21 protein-coding genes and 1 tRNA gene are annotated in these 25,701 nt (G+C 40.0%); 14 read left to right on the forward strand and 8 right to left on the reverse strand.

Translation table 11 applies throughout. The features are described from left to right. Nucleotides 1-58 precede the first annotated feature (58 nt). Together L4F92_RS02995 and L4F92_RS03000 are read right to left on the reverse strand one after the other, a co-directional pair. Nucleotides 59-649: an aminotransferase class IV family protein gene (locus tag L4F92_RS02995; protein ID WP_250364150.1), complete on the reverse strand. Its 591-nt coding sequence runs from the start codon at nt 647-649 to the stop codon at nt 59-61. After that, on the reverse strand, nt 649-1,644 hold the full coding sequence (locus L4F92_RS03000) for an aminodeoxychorismate synthase component I (RefSeq protein WP_250364151.1): 996 nt from the start codon (nt 1,642-1,644) through the stop codon (nt 649-651). The genes L4F92_RS02995 and L4F92_RS03000 overlap by 1 nt, the downstream gene beginning before the upstream one ends. A 56-nt stretch (nt 1,645-1,700) precedes the next feature. On the opposite strand from L4F92_RS03000, the gene L4F92_RS03005 reads away from it, so the two are divergent. Next, the gene (locus L4F92_RS03005) at nt 1,701-2,270 is read left to right on the forward strand and encodes an anthranilate synthase component II (protein WP_250364152.1); all 570 of its coding nucleotides are present in this window, start codon (nt 1,701-1,703) and stop codon (nt 2,268-2,270) included. 119 nt (nt 2,271-2,389) lie between these two features. Beyond that, nucleotides 2,390-2,869, forward strand: coding sequence for a Dps family protein (locus L4F92_RS03010; protein WP_250350849.1), 480 nt, complete (start codon nt 2,390-2,392; stop codon nt 2,867-2,869). Between the two features lie 109 nt (nt 2,870-2,978). Here the strand turns inward: L4F92_RS03010 and adhE are convergent, their stop codons facing one another. Next, nucleotides 2,979-5,603: a bifunctional acetaldehyde-CoA/alcohol dehydrogenase gene (gene adhE, locus L4F92_RS03015; protein ID WP_250364153.1), complete on the reverse strand. Its 2,625-nt coding sequence runs from the start codon at nt 5,601-5,603 to the stop codon at nt 2,979-2,981. 293 nt (nt 5,604-5,896) lie between these two features. Here adhE and L4F92_RS03020 point away from each other — a divergent pair, with 293 nt between their 5' ends. Together L4F92_RS03020 and L4F92_RS03025 are read left to right on the forward strand one after the other, a co-directional pair. Then, nucleotides 5,897-6,631 carry a hypothetical protein gene (locus L4F92_RS03020; RefSeq protein WP_250364154.1) on the forward strand — a complete coding sequence of 245 codons (735 nt, stop codon included), beginning with the start codon at nt 5,897-5,899 and terminating at the stop codon, nt 6,629-6,631. Nucleotides 6,632-6,828: 197 nt separating this feature from the next. Next, nucleotides 6,829-7,548, forward strand: a complete 720-nt coding sequence (locus L4F92_RS03025) for a pirin family protein (protein ID WP_250364155.1) — start codon at nt 6,829-6,831, stop codon at nt 7,546-7,548. A gap of 102 nt (nt 7,549-7,650) precedes the next feature. Here L4F92_RS03025 and ypfJ read toward each other — a convergent pair whose 3' ends face one another. Beyond that, the gene (gene ypfJ / locus L4F92_RS03030; RefSeq protein WP_250364156.1) at nt 7,651-8,484 is read right to left on the reverse strand and encodes a KPN_02809 family neutral zinc metallopeptidase; all 834 of its coding nucleotides are present in this window, start codon (nt 8,482-8,484) and stop codon (nt 7,651-7,653) included. A 190-nt stretch (nt 8,485-8,674) separates the two neighbouring features. Between ypfJ and lysM the strand changes: the two genes are divergently transcribed. From lysM to clpX, 4 genes are all read left to right on the forward strand, one after another. After that, a complete protein-coding gene (lysM, locus tag L4F92_RS03035; protein WP_250364157.1) occupies nt 8,675-9,118 on the forward strand; it encodes a peptidoglycan-binding protein LysM in 444 nt (147 codons plus the stop codon). A gap of 196 nt (nt 9,119-9,314) precedes the next feature. Next, complete coding sequence (gene tig, locus L4F92_RS03040; RefSeq protein WP_250364158.1) at nt 9,315-10,613, forward strand: trigger factor; 1,299 nt, start codon at nt 9,315-9,317, stop codon at nt 10,611-10,613. Nucleotides 10,614-10,784: 171 nt separating this feature from the next. After that, complete coding sequence (gene clpP, locus L4F92_RS03045) at nt 10,785-11,387, forward strand: ATP-dependent Clp endopeptidase proteolytic subunit ClpP (RefSeq protein WP_265748358.1); 603 nt, start codon at nt 10,785-10,787, stop codon at nt 11,385-11,387. Nucleotides 11,388-11,390: 3 nt separating this feature from the next. Next, nucleotides 11,391-12,623, forward strand: a complete 1,233-nt coding sequence (gene clpX, locus L4F92_RS03050) for an ATP-dependent protease ATP-binding subunit ClpX (RefSeq protein WP_250364159.1) — start codon at nt 11,391-11,393, stop codon at nt 12,621-12,623. A gap of 62 nt (nt 12,624-12,685) precedes the next feature. Here clpX and rluC read toward each other — a convergent pair whose 3' ends face one another. After that, on the reverse strand, nt 12,686-13,663 hold the full coding sequence (rluC, locus tag L4F92_RS03055; protein WP_250350840.1) for a 23S rRNA pseudouridine(955/2504/2580) synthase RluC: 978 nt from the start codon (nt 13,661-13,663) through the stop codon (nt 12,686-12,688). Nucleotides 13,664-14,098: 435 nt separating this feature from the next. Here rluC and rne point away from each other — a divergent pair, with 435 nt between their 5' ends. Together rne and L4F92_RS03065 are read left to right on the forward strand one after the other, a co-directional pair. Beyond that, nucleotides 14,099-16,945 carry a ribonuclease E gene (gene rne / locus L4F92_RS03060; protein ID WP_250364160.1) on the forward strand — a complete coding sequence of 949 codons (2,847 nt, stop codon included), beginning with the start codon at nt 14,099-14,101 and terminating at the stop codon, nt 16,943-16,945. Between the two features lie 165 nt (nt 16,946-17,110). Then, nucleotides 17,111-17,200, forward strand: a tRNA-Ser gene (locus L4F92_RS03065). 339 nt (nt 17,201-17,539) lie between these two features. On the opposite strand, the gene aspA is transcribed toward L4F92_RS03065, so the two are convergent. Together aspA and L4F92_RS03075 are read right to left on the reverse strand one after the other, a co-directional pair. Next, entirely contained in the window at nt 17,540-18,967 is a 1,428-nt protein-coding gene (gene aspA / locus L4F92_RS03070; protein WP_250364536.1) for an aspartate ammonia-lyase, read from the reverse strand. A 160-nt stretch (nt 18,968-19,127) separates the two neighbouring features. Next, on the reverse strand, nt 19,128-19,919 hold the full coding sequence (locus L4F92_RS03075; protein WP_250364161.1) for a Cof-type HAD-IIB family hydrolase: 792 nt from the start codon (nt 19,917-19,919) through the stop codon (nt 19,128-19,130). A gap of 238 nt (nt 19,920-20,157) precedes the next feature. Between L4F92_RS03075 and L4F92_RS03080 the strand changes: the two genes are divergently transcribed. The 4 genes from L4F92_RS03080 (at nt 20,158) to L4F92_RS03095 (ending at nt 23,253) form a co-directional block, all read left to right on the forward strand. Further along, entirely contained in the window at nt 20,158-21,132 is a 975-nt protein-coding gene (locus tag L4F92_RS03080; RefSeq protein ID WP_250364162.1) for a mannose/fructose/sorbose PTS transporter subunit IIB, read from the forward strand. A 16-nt stretch (nt 21,133-21,148) separates the two neighbouring features. Continuing rightward, nucleotides 21,149-21,946, forward strand: a complete 798-nt coding sequence (locus tag L4F92_RS03085; protein ID WP_250364163.1) for a PTS mannose/fructose/sorbose transporter subunit IIC — start codon at nt 21,149-21,151, stop codon at nt 21,944-21,946. A 15-nt stretch (nt 21,947-21,961) separates the two neighbouring features. Further along, nucleotides 21,962-22,792: a PTS mannose transporter subunit IID gene (gene manZ / locus L4F92_RS03090; protein ID WP_250364164.1), complete on the forward strand. Its 831-nt coding sequence runs from the start codon at nt 21,962-21,964 to the stop codon at nt 22,790-22,792. 86 nt (nt 22,793-22,878) lie between these two features. After that, nucleotides 22,879-23,253, forward strand: coding sequence for a hypothetical protein (locus L4F92_RS03095; RefSeq protein ID WP_250364165.1), 375 nt, complete (start codon nt 22,879-22,881; stop codon nt 23,251-23,253). Nucleotides 23,254-23,334: 81 nt separating this feature from the next. On the opposite strand, the gene gshAB is transcribed toward L4F92_RS03095, so the two are convergent. Continuing rightward, nucleotides 23,335-25,611: a bifunctional glutamate--cysteine ligase GshA/glutathione synthetase GshB gene (gshAB, locus tag L4F92_RS03100; protein ID WP_250364166.1), complete on the reverse strand. Its 2,277-nt coding sequence runs from the start codon at nt 25,609-25,611 to the stop codon at nt 23,335-23,337. Between the last annotated feature and the right edge of the window lie 90 nt (nt 25,612-25,701).

The following is a 25,701-nucleotide window of genomic DNA, read 5'->3' on the forward strand; positions in this document are numbered from 1 at the left end:
GGGCGAACCTACGTGTTCGCCCATTTTGTTTTGCCATTTATGGTTTAATAAACCGTATTCAGAGATCGTCAAACGGATTTAACGCATTAATTAATCGAATTTCTTCATATTTCGCTAAATCTGTGAGAAAAATTGACCGCTCTTTGATTTTATTTTGTTGTAGCAATTTTGTGCGTTGTGTGCCGATTAAAAGAGGGCTATCAGGGGTGAACCACTGCACACCTTGGCGGAGTATAAGATTGCCAATGGTGCAATCAGTAATTTTACCTTGTTTAACAATAATAACTTCATCACAATTGCCTTTTTGCTTCAGCAATTCGTTGAAAATAGTACGGTCGCTATATTTCAAATGGTAGTCAATCTCATCACAAATCACGGGTTGAAAATGCCGGTAGCCTTTGCGCTGATAAGGGAAACATTGAAGGCGATACTGCTCGGCATTGTAGTCAATACGACAGCGGACAATGGGACTATGGAGGTTTTTCCAAAGTGCGGTGTTTTTTTGCAGAATTTTTTCGAGAGAAAAAATTGTATAAGGTTGGTTGGCATAAAATTCGCTCACACTTTGTGCATAACGTTGTTGGTGTAAAGCCAGATTTTGCACTTGCCCGTTTTCAATGCACAGGGTTTCAAATAAGGGGAAATCCATTAGTTCGTTCCTTTTTGCGCTTTAAGTGGCACATAAATTTTCTCTAATAATTCTTGATATTCTTGTTCTGCGTTGCTTTGAATCGTAATCCCTCCACCACTATGGAAATAATATTGTCCGTTTTGCTGTGAAATAAAACGAATTGCAACCGCACTTTCAAGACTTTCGCCATTAAAAATGCCAAACACGCCCGTGTAATAACCCCGTTGCCCTAATTCTGCCTGTTGAATGGTGGCAACGGTTTTTTCTTTTGGCGCGCCACTGATCGATCCTGCGGGTAAAAGCTGGCTGAGTATTGTACCAATATGCGCCTGCCAGTTTGTGTTAAGATCTGCACGAATCTCTGAACTTGTCTGCCAAATTGCCCCACGTTCGGTAATAATCTTTTCTAAATATCGAAAACGCGTTACTTGCACATTTTGCCCTACGATAGCAAGGTCATTACGCATTAAATCCACAATGGTGTAATGTTCTCGCTGCTCCTTTTCAGAATTGATTAATTGTTTCTCTGAATCAGGCAAATCCGCATTTATCGTGCCTTTCATTGGATAAGTGAAAATTTGGTTATGCGAAATTTTCACAAAAGGCTCAGGCGAAAAACAGACAAACTCTTTTTTAAACAAGAGCTTATATTTCGCCTGCGTGGTAGAAAACAGCGTGTTGAGATCATAATTTATTGCAATCGGCGTGGCATAAGTGAGATTGAGTAAATAGGAATTTCCTTGTTGCAATGCCTGCTGAACAATGTCAAAACCTTGCTGATAAGTGGCAAAATCAATAGGAAATTTTTCTAACCTAAAAGGTTTATCTGGACTTGATTGGGCTGCCATTGGCAAATTAGTTTGGCTTGGAAACTCAAACCAAATACCTTGCTCGGCACATTCTGCAAGGGGGCAAATAATGGGGTGTTGCTGTTCAAAATCGATCAAAAAGAAAAAAGGAATATGTTGAGTGCCTAAGTGGTTAGCACGTTGCACAAAGTAATCAAATGGCATAGGAACAATAAATCAAGTAAGATAGCAAAATGTCATCATTGTAGTGAATCCATAAGATGAACACAAATTTATTAATTATCAATAATCACGACTCTTTTACCTACAATTTGGTGGATTTAATTCGCCAGTTTGACGTGCCATTTTCCGTGCAAAATGTAGAGCATTTAAGCCTTGATGAAGTAGAAAATTTCAGCCACATTTTAATTTCTCCGGGCCCTGATGTTCCTCGTGCTTATCCACAACTGTTTGCAATGTTGGAACGCTATCAGCACAGTAAATCTATTTTGGGCGTTTGTCTTGGACATCAAACCTTATGTGAATTTTTTGGGGCAACGTTATATAATTTAGCGCAGGTGCGACACGGGCAGGCAAAGCAAATCAAAGTGCGGTCAAATTCTGGCTTGTTTTTAGGATTGCCTAGCCAATTTCAAATTGGGCTTTATCATTCGTGGGCGGTATCGAAGCAGAATTTTCCACCTGAATTAGACATTACCGCCACTTGCGAAGAAGGGATCATAATGGCAATGCAACATCGCCATTTACCAATTTTTGGCGTACAATTCCACCCCGAATCTTATATTTCAGCGCAAGGAAAAAGGTTAATTGAAAATTGGTTGAAAACTTGAGGCTATCAATAGGTTGTTATTAAATAGTTTTAGGCTATTAAATCTATCATTTATATCCATTTTATTTGTAAGGTATTTATCGTTATCATCATAGGAAATCAAACAGAGGAGAACATACTATGGCAACAAATATCGGTTTAGACAAAGCCACTTCAGAAAAATTAGCGCAAGAACTTAATAACTTACTTGCTACTTACCAAGTCTTTTATATGAACGTGCGCGGTTACCACTGGAATATCAAAGGGGTTAATTTCTTTGAATTACACGCAAAATTTGAAGAAATTTATGATGATTTAGTGGTAAAAGTAGATGAAATTGCAGAGCGTATCCTTACTTTAGGCTACACCCCAAGCAATGCTTTCAGCGAATATTTAACAAAATCGTTAATTAAAGAACATACTGGTGTAAGTGTGGCGCAAGAATGCTTAAGCGGTACCTTATCTGGCTTTAAAACATTACTCAAACAACAACGTGAAATCTTGGCCTTAGCCGCTGATGCTGATGATGAAGGTACAGCCTCACAAATGAGTGATTACATTAAAGAGCAAGAAAAATTAGTTTGGATGTTTACTGCTGCTTGTGAAAGCTGTAACAGCTAATTTTCTAATAAAAAACTAACAAAAAAACCACCGCTCTTTTAAAGTGCGGTGGTTTTTTCATTGATTTTGCTGATTAATACAGATTTACGTCAATCAGCGTTATCGTCGATTAATATTGGCTTGGATCGTAACCGTAGTAGGCATTGGTTAAAATTACTTCCATATCTTCCACTAATGGCAAGCGTGGGTTAGCTGGCGAGCATTGATCTTCAAAGGCAAGCAATGCCACATCGCGACGCGCATCGAGCCAAGTTTGCTCATCAATACCTTGTTCTTTGAAAGACATTTGAATGCCCACGCTGGCAGCTAAATCATAACAAGCTTGTGCGAAAGATTTCACGCCTTCTTCTGGCGTGGCACAAGGTAAGCCTAGCATACGTGCGATTTCTTGGTATTTCACATCGGCTTTGTAATGATTATATTTCGGCCAAGTTGCCACTTTTTGCGGACGTGTACCGTTATAACGGATAACGTGTGGCATTAAAATGGCGTTGGTGCGTCCGTGAGGCGTATGGAAACGGCCACCAATTTTATGGGCGAGAGAGTGGTTCATTCCTAAAAACGCATTGGCGAATGCCATTCCTGCCATTGTTGAAGCGTTGTGCATTTTCTCTCTGGCTTCAGGATCTTTTTCTTTTACGGAACGTTCAAGATTTTCAAACACTAATTTAATCGCTTGCAACGCTAAGCCGTCTGTAAAATCGTTGGCTAGTACCGAAACATAGGCTTCCGTTGCGTGAGTTAGCACATCTAACCCTGTATCCGCGGCAACGTGAGCGGGTACGGTCATTACCAGCGCCGGATCGACAATAGCGACCGTTGGGGTAAGTGAATAGTCGGCGATTGGGTATTTTTTATCACCTTCGGTGATCACTGCAAATGGCGTAACTTCAGAACCTGTTCCTGAAGTGGTTGGGATACCGATAAAGCGTGCTTTGCGTCCTAATTGTGGGAATTTAAAGGCGCGTTTACGAATATCCATAAATTTTTGGACGAGATCACGGAAATCTACTTCAGGTTGTTCATAGAATAACCACATTACTTTTGCTGCATCCATTGATGAGCCACCACCTAAGGCAATAATGGTGTCTGGTTTGTAACTACGAATTAATTCAACCCCACGACGTACAGTTTCAATACTTGGATCTGGTTCAACGTCCGCAAATAATTGATAGGTAACGTGGTTGCCACGTGCAGTGATTTGTTTCGCAATTTTTTCTACAAAGCCTAAATCTACCATTGTGCGGTCGGTGATGATTACCACACGTTCCATACCTTTCATTGATTGTAGATATTGGATTGAATCCCGTTCAAAATAGATTTTTGAAGGTACTTTAAACCATTGCATATTATTTCTCCGTCTGCCCACTCGTTTAATATTTAATAAATTCACCGCACTTACGTTGTTACCTACGGAATTTTTACCGTAAGAACCACAACCTAAGGTTAACGATGGCAAGAAGGAGTTATACACATCACCAATCCCCCCAAAGGTAGAAGGTGAGTTCCAAATTACACGAATGGCTTTTACGCGTTCACCAAATTCTTTGGCAAGCTCAGTATCTTTTGTGTGAATTGCAGCGGAATGCCCTAATCCGTTAAATTCCACCATTTGCTCAGCTAATTTCACCCCTTCTTCACGAGAATGAGACTTAAGTAAAGCAAGTACAGGAGAAAGTTTTTCGCGCGTGAGCGGTTCTTTTGGTCCAACTTCTTTACATTCAGCTAAAAGAATATTGGTTTTTTCTGGCACTTCAAAACCTGCTTGTTGCGCGATCCAATAGGCGGGTTTGCCCACCACATTGGCGTTTAATTTTGCCCCTGCACAGTTTGCACTGTTAGCTTTTGCGCCGAACATAAATTCTTCCAACATTGCTTTTTCTTTTTTATTGACAAGGTAAACGCCGTAAGATTTCATTTCTTTGATGAAGTCATCATAGATTTCAGCATCAACAATCGCCGCTTGTTCAGAGGCACAAATCATTCCATTATCAAAGGCTTTGGACATCACAATATCGTGTACGGCTTGTTGTAGGTCAGCACTTTTTTCTACATAAGCTGGCACATTCCCTGCTCCTACACCAAGGGCTGGTTTACCACAAGAATAAGCGGCTTCAACCATCGCATTCCCACCTGTTGCTAAAATAGTGGCAATACCGGGGTGTTTCATTAGTGCTGATGTGCCTTCCATTGAGGGCGTTTCTATCCATTGCACACAATTTTTAGGCGCACCAGCTGCCACTGCTGCATCATAAACAATACGCGCAGCGTGAGCGGAAGATTGCTGTGCAGAAGGGTGGAAGGCAAAAATAATTGGGTTACGTGTTTTAAGGGCAATGAGGGCTTTAAAAATGGTGGTGGAAGTCGGATTTGTGGTTGGTGTTATCCCACATATCACGCCAACGGGATCAGCAATTTCAGTGATGCCCGTTACATCATCTTCGCTGATTACCCCAACGGTTTTCAAATTTCGCATATTATTTACCACATACTCACAGGCAAATAAATTTTTCGTTGCTTTGTCTTCAAACACACCACGCCCTGTTTCTTCATAAGCGTGCATAGCCAGCACACCGTGCTGATCTAACGCTGCCACTGAGGCTTTCGCCACAATGTAATCAACCTGTTCTTGGTTGAGTTGGCGGAATTCTTCTAAGGCAACCAAGCCTTTTTCCACCAACGCGTTCACTTCTGCTTGAGCTGGGCTAATTGTAGTTTCAACCACGTTACTCATAATGATTTCTCCTAAAGTTTATAAATTGATAATTTTTTTCTGTGAAAAATTATACCTACTTGGAGGGATAAGTGCTTAAACAATTTTGCATTAAAGACGGAAACGCTGATCTAGATCAAATACCCAAAATACGCTTGTTTTACAATGATTTAACGCTATTTTAACAAATGAAAAATTGCCTTGTTTTTTATAGAGATCCAACCATTCGCAAAGCAAAGGGAAATTAATTTAAAAGATGAAAAAAATAGCTTAAAATTTTAACGCTTGATAATCATTCCTATTTGAGAGAGGTTATGAACGAACGTATTTCTTTTACCAAATTACTCAATTCTTCTATTTTATTCGGCTTTCTAGTATTAGTAGGCTGGTCTGTGGCTTATTGTTATAACTGGGGGTTAGCTTGGTATTATGGTTATCCTTGGGATATCGTTGAAGTGGGCAGAGCAGATATTGCACGCAGCTTATTTCACGTTCTCGGCGTGTCTGCTTTTATGCTTCTTACCTATCTTTTAGGCATTAGGCTATTGATTTTATTGAAAGATAAGCTCTCTTCATCCCCTTTTAATTTTGTTCGCACCTTATTAACCTGCTTTATTTTAACCTTTCCATTATTTTTGGAAATCACGGTGCTGATCAAAGTGTTTACGCTTTATAGCTTATTAATTTATATCGCTGGGTTGCTTGTAATCAGCCTTCTATTATGCCGTTTTTTCACGCGTTATAATATTTGTATGCTATGGCAATCTCTTGCGAAAAAACAACTCAATATCGTGCCGACCGCAGTGGTGATTTATTTTTACTTTGTGATTCTTGCCTGCCTTGTGGGGTATTTACGCCCTTTCAATAAAGATATGTATCACAAGTTAGAAATTAACGCCGAGCAGTATTTTATTCTGGCTAAAAATTGTAATAGTTTGATCTTAGGTAAAAGCTATGAAAAGGGTGGCAAGGATTTCTATTTAATGCCTTGCCATTATGGTAGCAAAGGTAGCATTTGCCATATTGTTGCAGGAATTGCAGAAAAATAGCCGATTTTGCTAAAAGAAAAGTGCGATGGAAAATATCGCACTTTTTTTACTATTTTATGTGTAAAAGTGAATCTTTTCCTCTTATTATTTACCAATGAGAAAAGAAGTATTCACAGAATTGCGCTTTATCTTCTAATTCAGTGGCGTAAAATGCGTTTTATAACATAAGTGAATTAAACAGAATTAGGAGCTTCAATATGAATACTGTATTTCATTCAGCAAATAGCCGTGGTAATGCTAATCACGGTTGGTTAAAAAGCCGTCATACTTTTAGCTTTGCGAATTATTACGATCCTAATCGCATACATTTCGGCGCTTTACGTGTAATTAATGATGATTATGTTGAGGGGGGAATGGGGTTTGGCACGCATCCGCACGATAATATGGAAATTATTTCCATTCCATTAAACGGTGATTTAGCTCACAAAGATAGTATGGGTAACGGCGGTGTTATTCGCCAAGGTGATATTCAAGTGATGTCTGCGGGAACAGGCATTACACATAGCGAAATGAACCCAAATGCGGATATGCCAGTGCAATTTTTGCAAATTTGGGTATTTCCTAATCAACGTAATGTAGCACCTCGTTATCAGCAAATGCGTATTGTGGAAGGGGAAAGACGCAACGATTTCCAACAAATTCTTTCACCAAATGTGGATGATGAAGGCGTATGGATTCACCAAGATGCGTGGTTCTCTCTTGCAAAATTTGATCAGGGTACAAGCAAAATATATGACCTACATAAAGCAGGCAATGGTGTGTATGCTTTTGTACTAAAAGGTAATGCAACGATTGCTGGAAAACAGCTATCAAGCCGTGATGGTTTAGGTATTTGGGATACCGCAAGTTTTGATGTGGTGGCTGATTCTGATACAGAAATTTTATTAATGGAAGTACCAATGGTATTGCCACAATAAGGGCTTAAAAAATTGCTTATCCCAAAAGATAAGCAATTTTTTTATAAAACATAAGTGCGGTGTAAAATGTTTAATTTTTCTACCGCACTTAATCTTCGCCCATTAATTAAACGTGTTACATTGACTTGGTTGACCTGTTTGTAAACCGCGTTTAAACCACGTTAAACGCTGTGCTGAGGTGCCGTGGGTAAAGCTGTCTGGTACGGCATAGCCTTGTGAGCGTTTTTGTAAGCGATCGTCCCCTACTGCCTCAGCGGCACGGAAGGCTTTTTCTAAGTCACCAGCTTCAAATAACCCCGTTTTTGCTGCTTGATTAGCCCATACACCAGCAAAACAGTCTGCCTGTAATTCTAACTTAACCGAAAGCTGATTCGCTTGCGCTTGGCTAAGGCTTTGTTGCGCTCGATGTACTTTCGGCAAAATGCCAAGTAAGTTTTGGATATGATGTCCGACTTCGTGTGCGATGACATAGGCGAAAGCGGATTCTCCTTCCGCCCCGAGTTGATGTTTCATATCACGATAAAACGACAAATCCAAATAAACACGATGATCGTTAGGACAATAAAATGGTCCCATTGCAGATTGCCCTGTACCGCAAGCGGTGGATGTTGCACCGTTATATAGCACCATAATAGGTGGGGCATAACGCTGATTTTTTTGCGCGAAATAATTACCCCACACCGTTTCTGTATCCGCTAATACCACGCGAGAAAGGCTGTTTAGCTCTTGCTCTTCTTGGCTGTTCACTGTCATTTGGTGGGTTTGGCTGCCAAAATCAGGTGTGCCAACAAGCCCTGATAAATCAACACCATAATAAGCACCAACCAGTAAAATAATAAAGCCGAGTACGCCCGTTTTTTTACCACCGCCGAAACTGCCCCTTGCACTTCTTCTGTCTTCCACATTAGAACTTTCTCTACGACCTTGCCAACGCATAATTTTTCCTTAATAACTAAAATTGGCGGCTATTTTAGTATAAAAGAAAGAAAAGTGCGGTGCTTTTTTTGCGAAGAATTTTCAATTAATGTAAAGATCAAGATTATTTATAGAAGGTATATAGACTTATGAAGGTGAATTGGGTAAGGTTAGCAGCCGAACTCAATGTTTTATAAATAAGGAGCAAAAAATGGGTTTATTTGATTTTGTTGGTGACATCGGTCGAAAACTTTTCTCAAAAGAAGAAGATGCCTCTGAAGCCGTGGAAAAACACATTGCAGAAGATAATCCGGGCGTGGAAAATCTTTCTGTCAAAGTCGAAGAGGGGGTGGCGAAAATTGAAGGCAATGCCACATCAGCAGAAGCATTGGAAAAAGCCATTTTAATGGCGGGCAACGTGGTAGGCATTAATTCGGTGAATGTCGAAGGGGTAGCGATTGAGAACGGTGAGCATTTAGCTACTGATGAAGAGTTTTATGTGATCCAAAAAGGCGATACCCTTTGGAAAATTGCAGAAAAAACCTATGGGAATGGTGCAAAATACACCGCGATTGTTGAGGCAAACAAAGAAGTGATCAAAGATGCGGATAAAATCTTTCCGGGACAGAAAATTCGTTTACCAAAATCACTTTAATAACACTAACGCAAAAGCCTTATTTTGTAAGGCTTTTCTTTTTTAGTGTAAAAAATAGCCAGTTGTGGTTTTTTATTTCTCAATATCTCGACGGGCGAGCGTTGTATCGCTATAATTTGATGTCTTTTTAACTTTTATTTACTAACGTGTTCGGTGTTAGTATTCGCCGAGTGCAAATTCATTTTGAGGTAACATAATGTCATTTAATATTGAAACAACTCAAGGTCTTGAGCGTCGTGTCGCTATCACCGTTCCTGCTGAAACCGTAGATCAAGCGGTGCGTGAAGAATTAAAACGCGTAGCAAAAAATGCACGCGTAGATGGTTTCCGTAAAGGTAAAGTTCCCCCACATATTATTGAAAAACGTTTTGGGGCATCTGTGCGTCAAGATGTATTAGGTGATTTATTACAGAAACACTTCTTCAATGTACTTGTTGATAGCAAAGTAAATCTTGCTGGTCGTCCAAGTTTCAACGTTGAACAGTTTGAAGCGGGTAAAGATCTTGTTTTCACAGCAACCTTTGAAGTATATCCAGAAGTGGAGTTGAAAGGTTTAGATCAAATTAAAGTAGAAAAACCGGTTGTTGAAATCAGTGAAGCAGACATTGATAAAATGGTTGATGTGTTACGCAAACAGCAAGCAACTTGGGAAGAAACCCAAGAGCCAGCAAAAGCAGATGATCGTGTCACAATCGACTTTGTTGGTACCGTTAATGGTGAAGAATTTGAAGGCGGAAAAGCCACCGATTTCGTATTAGCAATGGGACAAGGTCGAATGATTCCGGGCTTTGAAGAAGGCATTGTTGGTCATAAAGCGGGTGAGCAATTTGATATTGATGTTACCTTCCCAGAAGAATATCACGCCGAAAACTTAAAAGGTAAAGCGGCAAAATTTGCCATTACCTTGAAAAAAGTAGAAGTGATGGTATTACCAGAATTAACGGATGAATTTGTAGCGAAATTTGGTCCAAATACCAAAACTGTGGCAGATTTACGCACAGAAATTGCCAAAAATATGCAACGTGAGTTGAAAAACGCCTTAACAGCACGCGTGAAAAACCAAGTTATTGAAGGGTTAATTGAACAAAACCCAATTGATGTTCCTGCGGCTGCGGTTGAGCAAGAGATTGAGGTTTTACGTCAGCAAGCGGCACAACGTTTTGGTGGAAATCAGCAACAAGCGGCACAATTACCACGTGAATTATTTGAAGAGCAAGCAAAACGTCGCGTTCAAGTTGGTTTATTACTTTCTGAAGTGATTGCATCAAATGAATTAAAAGCAGACGAAGCGCGCGCTGACGCAATGATTCAAGATATTGCATCTGCTTACGAACAACCATCAGAAGTGGTGGAATATTATAAAAACAACAAAGAATTAATGAACAATATTCGTAACGTTGTTTTAGAAGATCAAGCAATTGATGCCGTATTAGCGAAAGCACAGGTAACTGAAAAACCAGCATCATTTGATGAAGTAATGAATCCACAAGCATAATTTGCTGTAACTCATTGATTTCAAAGTGCGGTCGTTTTTTTCACAAAAATGACCGCACTTTTGTTATATAATTCACCACATCAAGTGGATTGAACTTAATTCAGTGTAAGGCAATGGGTTAAATTCAATTTACTATAATTTTTATAACTCTTTGATACAAAAGGAAAACCGATGGAGAATACGATGGCTTTAATTCCTATGGTGGTTGAACAAACCGCACGTGGCGAACGTTCTTACGATATTTACTCACGTTTATTAAAAGAGCGTATTATTTTTCTAAGCGGTCAAGTTGAAGACAATATGGCTAATTTAATCGTGGCTCAACTGCTGTTTTTAGAATCAGAAAATCCAGATAAAGATATTAGTCTTTATATCAACTCACCCGGCGGCGTAGTGACGGCAGGAATGGCAATTTATGACACTATGCAATTTATTAAACCAGATGTGCGTACCCTATGTATTGGACAAGCTTGCTCAATGGGCGCATTTTTATTAGCTGGGGGCGCACCGGGGAAACGTGCCGCATTGCCAAATGCCCGCGTGATGATTCACCAACCTTTAGGCGGATACCGTGGACAAGCTTCTGACATTCACATCCACGCACAAGAAATCTTAAAAATTAAGCGTACGTTGAATGAAAGATTAGCATTCCACACAGGACAGCCTTTTGAGAAAGTAGAACAAGATACGGATCGTGATAATTTTATGTCAGCAGAACAGGCTAAATTATACGGTTTAATTGATGAAGTACTAGTAAAAAGAGAAACGGAATAAGCGATGACAACAGAAAAACAGCCACATTGCTCAATGTGTGGCAAAGAACGCAGTGAAGTACAAAAATTGATCGCAGGAGAAGACGGCGCAATTTGTAATGAATGTATTGAGCTTTGTCATAATTTGCTTGTTGATGCAGAAAAGCAAGAGCAAGCAGAGGCGAATAAAACCACGGAATTACCAACTCCACACCAAATTCGCGCACACTTAGACGATTATGTAATCGGGCAAGATTATGCGAAAAAAGTGCTTGCGGTAGCGGTATATAATCATTATAAACGCCAACAAGTTGGGTATAAATCTGATGAAGTTGAATTAGGTAAAAGTAACATTTTGCTGATTGGACCAACAGGAAGCGGCAAAACGTTGCTCGCGGAAACCTTGGCAAGAACCTTGAATGTGCCTTTTGCAATGGCTGATGCCACCACCTTAACTGAGGCTGGATATGTGGGAGAAGATGTCGAAAACGTGTTGCAAAAATTATTGCAAAACTGTGATTATGACATCGAAAAAGCAGAAAAAGGCATCATTTACATTGATGAAATTGATAAAATCACCCGTAAATCAGAAAATGCCTCAATCACCCGCGACGTATCTGGCGAAGGCGTGCAACAAGCCTTGCTTAAATTAATTGAAGGTACCGTTGCGTCTATTCCACCACAAGGCGGACGTAAACATCCACAGCAAGAAATGCTGCGTCTTGATACCTCTAAAATCTTGTTCATTTGTGGAGGGGCATTTGCAGGCTTAGAGAAAATCGTAGAAAAACGTGTTCACGTTGGAAGTAGTATTGGTTTTGGGGCAGAAGTGAAAGGGCAGGATAACAAAGCCACCCTAACGGAATTATTCACCCAAGTTGAGCCAGATGATTTAATGAAATTTGGCTTAATTCCAGAATTTATCGGACGTTTGCCTGTCATTGCACCGCTGGCGGAATTGGATGAAAACGCCTTGATCCAAATTCTCACCGAGCCGAAAAACGCACTCACTAAGCAATATCAAGCCTTATTTGGTTTTGAAGAAGTAACCCTTGAATTCACTCACGAAGCCTTAGTCGCAATGGCGAAGAAAGCCATTGAACGTAAAACAGGCGCGCGTGGTTTACGCGCTATTGTGGAAGGGTTGTTGCTTGACACAATGTATGACTTGCCATCAATCGAAAACCTTGAAAAAGTAGTTATTGATGAAAATACAGTCGTGGCTAACGAACCCCCGAAAATGATTTATAAATCTTAAGTGAGATTTGCTTAAAACAAAGTGCGGTAGAAATTTTTCAATTTTTTCTACCGCACTTATTTTTAGCTAAATTTTTGTTGGCGTAAGCGTTTTAAAATCGCTTTGAGCGTATTCTCAAGTGGTGCGGTGATCGTTAATGTTTCTTGAGTTTTTGGGTGTTCTAGGCGGATTGAGTAGGCGTGTAAAAACAACCGCTCTAAGCCTAATTCCGCCATTTGACTGTCAAACTGTTTATCCCCATATTTGCTATCCAAGGCAATGGGATGACCTGCATATTGCGTATGCACACGAATTTGATGCGTTCGTCCTGTCACAGGAGAGGCTTTCACTAACGTGGCGTTGTCATAGCGTTCTTCAATACTAAATAAGGTTTCTGAGGGCTTTCCTTGTTCGCTGACGCGTACAATTCGTTCTCCACCTGCCAATTCATTTTTCAGTAATGGGGCTTTAATGGCTTTGCAATGAGATTGCCATTGCCCACGCACTAAAGCAAGATAGTCTTTACGCACGGTTTTATTACGCAGTTGCTCGTGCAAATGACGTAGCGCAGAACGCTTTTTCGCCACTAATAAAATGCCCGAGGTATCACGATCCAAACGGTGTACTAATTCTAAAAAACGGGCTTCAGGGCGTAATGCTCTCAAGGCTTCAATCACGCCAAAATCTAATCCACTGCCACCGTGTACTGCAATGCCAGAAGGTTTATTCAGCACCAATAAAGCCTCATCTTCAAAAATAATTTGTTGCTCTAATTGGGCGACTTTATTCAATTTTTTTGATACGGGGGCTTGGGCTTTTTCACTCACACGAACTGGCGGTACGCGCACAATATCACCACTTTGCAATTTGTATTCAGGCTTAATTCGCCCTTTATTCACCCGCACTTCACCCTTGCGTAAAATGCGATAGATTAAACTTTTTGGCACGCCTTTGAGCTTAGCTAACAGATAGTTATCAATACGTTGCCCAGCTTCATCTTCACTAATCTGCAACATTGTTACGCGAGGATTTACAATTTTTTCATCAGTTTTGTTAAACATTGGTTTCATTTTATCGTTTGCTAAATTGAGCGGATTATAGCATAAATACGCGGATTTACCTTGCTAAAAAATCCCTATCGTTAGATAATAGAGCGAATTTTTGCCAGCTTACTGGGAAAAATGAGATAACTTTAAAAACAACGCAGCAAACGGCATAAGACGTTGTTTTATAAAATAAATTTGTCTAATTTGATTTTGTTACAGCGATAACATAAAAATGGACAATTAAGAGTGATAAAAATCATCCACGCTTGCAAAATAATATTTCAATCATTTTGTTTGTATCGAAAATTATGTTTCGATAACGCAATCAATGCACCCAGCAACTGACAGTCGAGAGAATGACATTTTGCGACAGACACGAGGTCGATTGCGAAGCCAAAGTGCGGTGGTTTTTTATGACAAATTTAAAATGAAAATATAAGAGAAAATCGAATGAAAAGAATGTTAATTAACGCAACCCAAAAAGAGGAGTTGCGTGTTGCCCTCGTTGATGGACAACGCCTATTTGACTTGGATATCGAAAATCCGGGTCACGAACAAAAAAAAGCCAATATCTATAAAGGCCGTATCACCCGCGTTGAACCTAGCCTAGAAGCTGCCTTTGTGGATTACGGTGCAGAACGCCACGGTTTCCTACCTTTAAAAGAAATTGCCCGTGAATACTTCCCTGCTGATTATGTGTATCAAGGTCGTCCAAATATTCGTGATATTTTGCACGAGGGACAAGAAGTCATCGTTCAAGTAAACAAAGAAGAACGTGGTAATAAAGGCGCTGCGCTGACTACCTTCGTTTCCTTGGCAGGTAGCTATTTGGTGATTATGCCAAATAACCCAAGAGCGGGAGGAATTTCTCGCCGCATTGAAGGGGAAGAACGTTTAGAATTAAAAGAAGCCTTAAGTTCTCTTGATGTACCTGAAGGCGTAGGGTTAATCGTACGCACTGCCGGTGTGGGCAAATCACCTGAGGAATTACAGTGGGATTTAAAAGTGCTTTTACATCACTGGGAAGCCATTAAGCAAGCCTCTGAAAGCCGTCCTGCTCCTTTCTTAATTCACCAAGAAAGTGATGTGATTGTACGCGCGATTCGTGATTATTTACGCCGTGATATTGGCGAAATTTTGATTGATAACCAAAAAATTTACGAAAAAGCAAAAGCCCATATTAAGTTAGTCCGTCCTGATTTTATCAATCGTGTCAAACTCTATCAGGGGGAAGTGCCACTATTCAGCCACTATCAAATTGAATCGCAAATTGAATCTGCATTTCAACGAGAAGTGCGCTTACCATCGGGCGGCTCTATTGTCATTGATGTGACAGAAGCACTCACGGCGATTGATATTAACTCGGCCCGTTCAACCCGTGGTGGTGATATTGAAGAAACCGCACTCAACACCAATCTTGAAGCCGCTGATGAAATTGCACGCCAATTACGCTTGCGCGATTTAGGTGGGCTAATTGTGATTGACTTCATTGATATGACCCCAATTCGTCATCAACGTGAAGTGGAAAATCGCATACGTGATGCGGTACGCCAAGATCGTGCGCGAATCCAAATTAGCCGTATTTCTCGTTTCGGTCTATTGGAAATGAGCCGTCAGCGCTTAAGCCCATCTTTAGGGGAATCTTCTCACCACATTTGTCCACGTTGTCAAGGCACGGGGAAAATTCGTGATAATGAATCACTTTCGTTATCCATTTTGCGTTTATTGGAAGAAGAGGCAATCAAAGAAAATACCAAACAGGTACATACCATTGTGCCTGTTCAGATTGCATCTTACCTATTAAATGAAAAACGTAAAGCCATTAGTAGCATTGAAAAACGTCATAATGTAGATATTGTGGTTGCCCCAAATGAAGCAATGGAAACCCCACATTTCAGCGTGTTCCGAGTACGCGAAGGGGAGGATGTGAATGAGCTAAGTTATAATTTAGCCAAATTGCATCAAGACAAAGAGGATAGCTTTATTGCAGAAGAATCTTTAGTTACGCGTAATATTGAAACGGCAGCAGTAACCACAGAAAGTGTGTTGGAAAATGCTGCAGTCTCTCTCGCGATAGAAACGCCGGCACCAATGCCTGTGGCAAAGAAAGAAAATAAACCTTCACTTATTTCTCGCATTTTAGCAAAAATTAAAGCGCTCTTTGTGGAAGAAAAAGAAACAAAGAAAACGCCAAATCGTTCCAATAAAAATAACCGCCGCCGCAATCAAGAGCGTCGTAACACGCGTCGTAATCGTAATGAAAGCGGGCGTAATGTGGAAGATAAGCGTCAAGATAAAGCGCTAGATCAAGAGGCCCGTTCCTCTCGTAAGGCAAAAAAAGCACAGATTGATGACAACTACCAAACTAACCTTGCAGAAACGAAGGTAATTGAGGAAGTGGTTGAACAGGTTCAGCCACGTCGTCAGCGCCGTGATTTACGCAAAAAAGTGCGAGTTGCCGACGTTCAAGCACCTATTGCACCAATAACAGAAATGACAGATACGGTGGAAACACATCCAGTGGCAGTGGAAGCTGCTCCCAAAGATATGGTTGAAGTAAGCCCCGTAGAAAATGTGGTCGCCCCTGTTGTTGATATTGAGGTGAATACAGATAACGATGAAAAACAGCGTGATAATCGCCGCCGTTTACCACGCCATTTACGCGTGAATAACCCTCGTCGTCGCCGTCAATCGCAAGGTGAAGAAAAATCACCAATGCCCTTATTTTCCGCCGTGGCATCGCCTGAATTAGCGAGTGGAAAAGTGTGGATTGATAGTAGTGCCTTCACCAATAATAAAGGCAACGCATTTTTGTCTGTCGATGAATTGCTTGAACAACAAAATAATAAAGCAGAATCAGAAGCAGAAGTGATCACGCCTGCAACGAAATTAATCGTGCAAAGCAGTGCTGATGAGCCTAAACCCTTAGCAGGATTTGTTACTCAGCCGGCAAATGAATCCGTGGAGAAAAAAGTACAAGCTTCTTTACAACGTTTGAATTCAGCGAGTGCGGAGCCAACGGCAAATGCAGTAGAAAATTTACCTCAATCAGAAAAAATTGAGGAAAAAACTGACCGCACTTATGAATTTACTGGGCGTTTAGGTACGGTATCAGCCGTTCAACATACTAAAGCACAAATGACATTAGCGAAAGCGATTGAAAGTGAAAATACGGCTTACCCAATCGTTGAATGGAAAGAGTCGCGCTATTATTTTTATGGGCGTGGTTCGGCAGGTCATCATAGTGCGATTAGCCACGTTTATTCCGAGCCAACTAAAGCAGTAGCGGAAGAATAATTCTTCTTTTGGTAGAAATAAAACCGAGCATTAATTGTTTTAATGCTCGGTTTTTTGTTTAAGTGCTAAACAAGTTGCTGTAAAAAAAAGCAATCAAATTAATTTTTTATTTTCCTGCTTGACTTGGTATAGCAAAATTCGTATTATTCACCTCGCTTAAATCACGGAGGAATGGTCGAGTGGTTGAAGGCACCGGTCTTGAAAACCGGCGAGGGTTTACGCCCTCCGTGAGTTCGAATCTCACTTCCTCCGCCAAATTTTTGAAAAAGCCCTCTTAAAGAAGAGGGCTTTTTCTTTACCTAAATTTTCTATTATTTTCTCTTTATCTTTTTTCAATCAAAATAAGGCAATATAGAGACAACTTAATATGCATACCTATACGTCATTTCTTTTGACATAAAGACTTATTTGTATAATAAAAAACCTTTATTCAAAGAAATAAGCAGATTGGAAATTTTGAAAAGTTCTTCAAATGGCAAATATTATTGCCTTAGCGATATTTTTAGTAACCAAACCTTTTCATTCATTAAAAAAATAAGTGCGGTGAAAAATTTGGTCATTTTTCACCGCACTTGATGATTTAATTTAATGCGCTTATTTCTCTTCAGTAAAGCGCATTGCTTTATAACGTGGATTCATTAGGTTTTCTAGCGATAAAATATCATCAAGTTGCGCTTCTGTCAGCAAGCCACGTTCTAGTACTACTTCGCGTACACTTTTCCCTGTCTCAGCACAAATCTTACCGACGATATCCCCATTATGATGACCAATAAATGGATTGAGATAAGTCACAATGCCAATGGAATTTAAGACATAGTTTTGGCACACATCTGCATTGACAGTTATACCATTCACACATTTATCACGTAAGTTCACACACGCATTGTTAAGAAGCTCAATGGATTCAAACATTGCTTGACCAATGACAGGTTCCATTACATTAAGCTGTAATTGGCCTGCTTCGGCAGCGAAGGTTACAGTGGTATCGTTACCGATCACTTTAAAACAGACTTGGTTTACCACTTCTGGTACAACAGGGTTTACTTTCGCTGGCATAATGGATGAACCCGCTTGTAATTCAGGTAGATTGATTTCATTTAAACCTGCTCGTGGACCAGAAGAGAGAAGACGTAAGTCATTACATACTTTGGATAATTTCACTGCAGTACGTTTTAAAGCACTGTGAACCATTACATAAGCCCCACAGTCAGAAGTGGCTTCAATCAAGTTTTCCGAAGGTACGCAAGGTAATTGGCTCACTTCAGCGAGATATTTCACTGCTAATTCTGCATAGCCTTCAGGTGTATTTAAACCCGTGCCGATTGCTGTTGCACCGAGATTGACTTCAAGTAATAACTTTGCGGTGCGTTTTAGATTGCGTACTTCTTCTTCCAATAACACGGAGAAGGCTTTAAATTCTTGCCCTACAGTCATTGGAACAGCATCTTGTAACTGAGTACGCCCCATTTTAAGTACATGAGAAAAAGCTTTTGCTTTTGCATCAAACCCTTTTTGTAGATAACGGATATTTTTCAGCAAGTGCATAATGCTGTTATATACCGCAATACGGAAACCTGTCGGGTAGGCATCGTTGGTGGATTGGCTGGCATTAACGTGATCCATTGGGTTGATAATATCGTATTCCCCTTTTTTATGCCCTAATAATTCCAACGCAAGGTTGGCAATGACTTCATTCGTATTCATATTGACAGAAGTCCCAGCACCACCTTGATATACATCAGTTGGGAATTGATCCATACAACGTCCATTTTCTAGCACTTCATCGCAGGCTTTAACAATGGCATTAGCAATTTTTTTCGGAATCGCACCTAACTCACCATTAGCAAGTGCGGTGGCTTTTTTCACCATAACCATTCCGCGGATAAATTCGGGTACATCAGAAATCGTTTTGTCTGAAATGTTGAAATTTTCCATTGCACGCAAAGTATGAATGCCCCAGTAAGCCTCATTGGGTACTTCACGTTCACCTAATAAATCTATTTCAATACGTGTATTTTGCATCATAATTTCCTTATGTGAGGTTGTTTGTGAAACCATTATAGTGATTTCATTAGACGCAAAAATTGAGCTGGATCACATTGTGTAAAAGGGATCTAAGATATTAATTTATCGTTAGAATTAGATTTTTTTGTGCTTTAATATGGGGAGCTATTTTATGGCGTTAAGACGAAAGCGAAAAAATTTGCTTGAGACTTAACGCAATACCGTCTTCGTCATTGGTTGCGGTGATTTGTTTGGCAAGACGTTTAATTTCATCTGGTGAATTTCCCATTGCGATTCCTAATCCTACATATTGCAGCATATCAAGATCATTAAAATTATCACCAAATGCAATAATATCAGCTTTATCTACCGCTGCTCTTTGTGCCATAAATTGAATGGCATTGGCCTTGGTTGCAGCCTTATTCATTATCTCTAAATATTCTTTCTTAGAACGGTGGATAGCAAGCTGTGGAAATTGTTGTTTGAGTAAGGGTTCAATTCGCTCAATATAGGCTGCGTCTCCCATTAATAGTATTTTATGTATATTGCTTAAATGTCGCGGTTTTTCTTTTGCTATTAGCCCGGTAATTTCGCTTTCTTGCTTAATCCAACTGTTGTTTAGGTTTGTGCTAAACCAATCAAGATGAGAGTAATAGCTCACCGAAAGAGCGGGATTATGGTCTAAGATACGTTCTAGCTGGGGTAAAAGCGTATTTTCTAAGGTAATAGAATAAAGTGCGGTGAGATTTTTATCTAAAATTAATGCGCCACTATAACAAATGATCTCATTATCATTACAAAGCTGCTTCATATAGGGCAAAATGGCATAAGGTGGGCGGGCTGATACGGGAATAAAGGGAATGTTTTTTCGCATAATATTTTGTATGGCTTGGGAGGTTGTTGGACTAATCTGATGTTTGCTATTGAGTAAGGTGCCGTCCATATCCGAGAAAATCATTTTATATGCCATTGCGATTACTCCTTTTCCAGACAAATTGCATTTCCATTCTAAAAATCCCCCATTAAAAAGTAAAGGCTCAATAAATAGCTTATTTCTTCTTTGTTTCTTTTTGTGATGTAGATCATATTTCCAGCAAAAAGACATTTAATCTACTAAAAATTAGGATTACACTTCCAAGGCATTGCAAACGGTTGCATTGTTTTTTTTATTTTGCTGAAACGTTTTTTCAATTCAATTTGGAGGTTATATGACCCATATTATTGTTGCAACGCACGGTAAATTTTCAGAAGAACTGGTAAATTCAGCGGCAATGGTTTACGGCGAAGATGAAAATACCCACGTTGTAACCTTTTTACCGGGTGAGGGTGGTGAGCATTTAATCGAGAAATACCAAACGATTATTGCGCAATTACCAGAAAATGAACCTGTTTTATTTTTGGTGGATTTATTTGGTGGTAGCCCGTATAACGCGGCAAGCCGTGTTGCCACAACACGTGGAGAAAATACGGATATTGTAACAGGGGTGAATTTACCAATGCTTCTTGAAGTGCTAGATGCTAAAGATTCTGTTGCGCTTGATGAACTGGTAAATACCGCAAAAGAAGTGGGCGTGGCCGCTGTACGATCCTTCCAGCCTGAAAAAACAACGAAAAAACAGGCTGAACCACCGCAGGCTGTAACGGCTGAGGCAACAAAAACAGCAGAAAAAAGCACCGCACCTTCTGGCAATATGAATATTTCATTATTGCGTATTGATAGTCGGTTAATTCACGGTCAGGTGGCAACTTCTTGGGCAAAATCAGTGAAGTGTGAGGCAATTTTTGCAGTGAGTGATGAGGTTGCTGATGATCCTATCCGTCGTGATTTGCTCTTGCAAGTTGCACCAGAACATTTGAAATCCTATGTGATTCCCGTAGAAAAAGCCATTAAGGTTTACCACAACCCTAAATATGCTGGGAAAAATATCCTGTGGCTTGTTACTAATCCGACAGATATTGTTCGCTTAATTGAAGGCGGTGTAAAAGTGGATAAAGTGAATGTGGGGGGGATGACCTACAAAGAAGGCAATCAACAGCTTTCACAAGCAGTGACAGTAAACCAACAAGATGTGGACGCATTTTACAAATTATTAGATTTAGGGGTTGAGCTTAGCTTGCAGCAAGTGGCAAGTAGTCCAAAAGAGCCATTAACTAAACAAAAACTTGATGCATTAAAATTTTAATTAAGAGGACTTATTTATGACAACTATGGAAATTATCCTCGTTACCCTCGTTGCCGCTATTTGCGGTATGGGGAGCGTATTAGATGAAAGACAAACTCATCGCCCGTTAGTCGCTTGTACCTTGATCGGTTTAGTGCTAGGAGATATTACCTCTGGCGTGATTATTGGTGGAACACTTGAGATGTTGGCGCTTGGTTGGATGAATGTAGGGGCTGCAATGGCACCAGACGCTGCATTAGCTTCTGTGATTGCTGCTATTTTGGTGATAAAAGGTGGACAAGATAAAGGCACAGCCATTGCCATTGCAATTCCAGTGGCAGCGGCAGGGCAGGTGCTAACTATTTTTGTGCGAACAATCACGATTTTCTTACAACATAAAGCAGATGATTTTGCCAAAGAAGCAAATTTCAGAGGCATTGAATTGTGCCATTTCTCAGGCTTAGCATTACAGGCATTGAGGGTAGCTATTCCTACTTTCTTTGTTGCATTAGTAGCAGGTACAGATACTGTAACCAGTGCGTTAGACGCAATTCCTGAAGTGGTAACGCGTGGCTTACAAATTGCAGGGGGCTTTATCGTTGTTGTGGGATATGCAATGGTGATTAATATGATGCGTGCTGGAGCATTAATGCCATTTTTCTTTGTGGGATTTGTAATTGCCTCTTTCTCTAATTATAACCTTGTGGGCTTAGGGTTATTAGGGGCTTGTTTAGCATTAATTTATATCCAATTAAATCCGCGTTTTAATCAGGCAACCTTGCCAGTAGGAAAGGTGAAAAAAGAACTTGCTGATGATGAACTTGAAGGTCTATAAGAGAAGGAATTGATTATGTCAGAGAAAAAACAATTAACTAAAGCAGATATTCGTAGCACTTACTGGCGTTCTACATTTTTATTAGGCTCATTTAACTTTGAGCGTATGCAGGCAATGGGATTTTGTGTATCAATGATCCCCGCAATCAAACGGTTATACAGCAAAAAAGAAGAGCAGGCCGATGCATTAAAACGCCACCTTGAATTTTTTAATACTCAACCTTGGGTCGCCTCATCAATCATTGGGGTTACTGCAGCAATGGAGCAAGAACGTGCTAACGGAGCGACAGATATTGATGATGCGGCGATTAGTGGGGTGAAAGTCGGGCTTATGGGACCACTCGCAGGCGTTGGTGATCCGATCTTCTGGGGAACATTACGCCCTGTCCTTGCCGCATTAGGTGCTGGGCTAGCTATTAGTGGCAGCCTGTTAGGACCATTATTATTCTTCATCGGCATTAATATTTTCCGTGCTTTAACCCGTTGGTATGGTTTTCATTATGGGTATGCCAAAGGAACGGAAATCGTGCAAGATATGGGTGGCGGCCGCTTACAAAAATTAACGCAAGGAGCATCTATTCTCGGTTTATTTGTAATGGGGGCATTGGTATCCAAATGGACAACCATCAATATTCCACTTGAATTATCGCGTTATGTAAATTCGCAAGGGCAAGAGGTTGTTACCACAGTACAAAGCGTATTAAATGAACTGCTCCCCGGGCTTGCAGCGTTAGGTTTAACATTCTTATGTATGTACTTATTACAGAAAAAAATTAATGCAATGTACATTATTTTTGCTTTATTCGGTGTAGGCATTGTGGGATATTATTTTGGTATTTTAGCCTAATCAAACGTCACTAAAGAGCGGTGTTAAAAAGCCGCTTTTTTATTATAGTGAATAAGCTAAAAATAAGAATAAATAAGGAATTCCTGATGAAGTTGAAAGATCTTATTAATCCCCCAGAAAATGAAAGTTACCTTAAAAATAGTTCAAAATTAATCACCGCACTTTTTATTATCGGTGGTATCACTTATTATCCAACCAAAGGCTACGGCACAGTGATTGCGCTTGTTATCGCATTAATGATATTGGTTGGGCAAAAATTATTGCTTTCACAAATTAATAAAGATTTTGCTGATATGTATTTTGCTAAAGAACAATTTGAAAAACTTGGCAATAAAACCTATTTAGAATTTATTGTTGCCCGTTCGAGCCAAATTTTACAAGATAATAAAGTGTTATCAGAAAAGGGAAAAAGAGAATTACAGGCATTGCAACAATATGCCACGTCAACCTTGGCAAAGTAAAAATAATATTATGAAAGGAAAAAATAGGCTTAAAAATTTAAGCCTATTTTTTATTAAAATTTAGAAAAAAAGCACCGCACTTTAGTTTGGTAATTCTGGAAATAGCATTTTAATCACGTCCAAGGTGAGGCGACGAGATTTTCCGGAATAAGGGAAAATGTGCATCATCATCATTGGGTTAAAGTTCGCTTCGATCACGCCCCAAGATTGCAAACTTGGTTCCGCGGGTTTGTGTAGATCAGGAATGATGAGATCCACCCCACAGACTGCTGCGCCCATTGCTTTGGTTATTCCAACAGCAAGTGCTTTATAGCTTGGGTGCATTTCATCGGTCATATCAATGCTATCACCGCCTGTGCTAATGTTAGAGTTGGCACGAAGTTGTACGAGGCGTCCTGCCTCTGGCACGCTATCTATGGTGAGGCCTTGTTCTTTGAGCTGCAGTTTTTCAATATCCCCAAGCGCAATTTTTTTCAATGGCGTACGGCTACCATCACCACGCAATGGATGATCATTTTTAGCGGCAACCAATTCCGCAACGCTATGTTTGCCATCGCCCACCACATTGGCTGGAACACGCAATAATACCGCAAGGGTTTCATCACCTAGCACGAAGAAACGGTATTCTGTGCCACTTAGATAGTCTTCCACCATCACTTCTTTATCTTCACGAAAGGCGATTTCAATGGCTTTCGCAAAATCTTCGCGGTTACTTACCCCTTGTTGGAAAATGGTAATCCCTAAGCCGTAATTCGTCGATTTTGGTTTAATCACCACTGCTCGCCCTTCAAATAAGCCGTAATTCGCGATGGCTTGTGTAGCAGAAGTAAATTCCAAACTTTGTGGCACGTTAAAACCGGCTTTATGTAGCACTTTTTTGGTTACGACTTTATTTTCCATAATTAACGGGGAAATATAACTATCTTTTGAGGTCATATTGCCATTTTTTACATATTCAATATGATCGCCCACTTGCAAGCAAAGGAATTGATCTTGTTCGTCCAAAATTTCTGTTTTAATGCCTTTTTGAATTAAATCAAATAATAGGGCTTGGGTAGATAATTCCATATTATCAAAGGCAGTGAGTGCATAAAAACGTTCAAATGCGTTGGCTTTATATTGCTGTGCTAATTCTGCTCCTAAACGCTGATAATCTCCTGCTTTTTCAATAGCTTGAACTAAGCGTCCAGCAATGGTTAATGTGGGGTCAGTAAATTGTTGCAATTTTTGTTGTACAATTTCACTGATTTCTTGTGGCGCGTCGATGGTGTGTAACATCGCTAATAATTGGTGTAATAATTGCTCACCTTCTGCGGCATATTGCGTTGCTGAAAGTGGGTCTTCTAATGCCACTTCGGCAAGTCTTGCTTTGCCTAGTTCTACGTCATTTTGATCGGCGGTTTCATCAAGCCAAATCATTAATAAAACAAAATAATGAATAAATTTTGCATCAGAAAGTGAAAGACCATATTGCTCAAAAGGATTCAGATCAAACAATCTAAATTCTAAATATTGAATACCGTTATTAAGCAATTCGCGCGCTTTTTTTGCGCCTCGTAAACGAACATTAGAATAAAATTCCTTTTCTGCAATCAGTTTGCCTGATGTTACCCAATGTTCAAGGCTTTCAACATACTGCTCAATGCTATCAAAGGATACTTTGATTTCAGGGGCATTAACATAGCCATATTGGCTGGAACGCAGGCTACGAACATATTGCCCTGTCTTTAGTGGGTTACCTTGTTTAAAATAATTATCTTGCACGGTTGGCGTGGCTGCAAGTAAATACAGCAAGACCCATTGATAACGAAGAAAATTCTTCGCCATTTTCAGGTATAAATCATTCTGAAATTGCACCGCACTTTGATATGTTGATTGTGCGTTGAAGAGCGTTTGTACCAATTCAGGATCAAGCTGGAAGTTGTAATGAATACCACTCACCATTTGCTTATTTTTACCATAAGAGGTCACAAGATGCTCACGGTAAGCCACATCTTCCGCATTGTCTAATTGTGCAACTTTAATTTGTTCTTCATCAGGTAAGCCAGCTGGCATACTCAAAGGAAACAGATATTCGGTTTCAGGTAAAGAACGTAGCACAACTTGATGAATTGCAGAAAGCCAACGAATACTATCTTCTAAGGTTTTCTGTGGAGGCGTGATAAGTTCCATTTGGCTTTCAGCAAAATCGGTTTGAATATAAGGGTGATACGATCGATTACCAAAAACCTCAGGGTGTGCAGTTATGACGATAGAACCATCAGCGTGAACACGCTGGCTTTCTTTTTCAATCCCAAATGAGCCTTGTTGGAATAATAGCCCGAGATGGTTTTGTTTAATGGTTTGTTGGATTTTCATATGTTTCCTTCTATTCAGGTCAGGACAATGCTGACTATTATCTAAGCTAAGGGGGAAAAAGGCAAAAACTAAATCTTTATGAATTAGATG

Origin of the sequence: Avibacterium sp. 21-595 (assembly GCF_023611905.1) — a bacterium.
Lineage (GTDB): Bacteria > Pseudomonadota > Gammaproteobacteria > Enterobacterales > Pasteurellaceae > Avibacterium.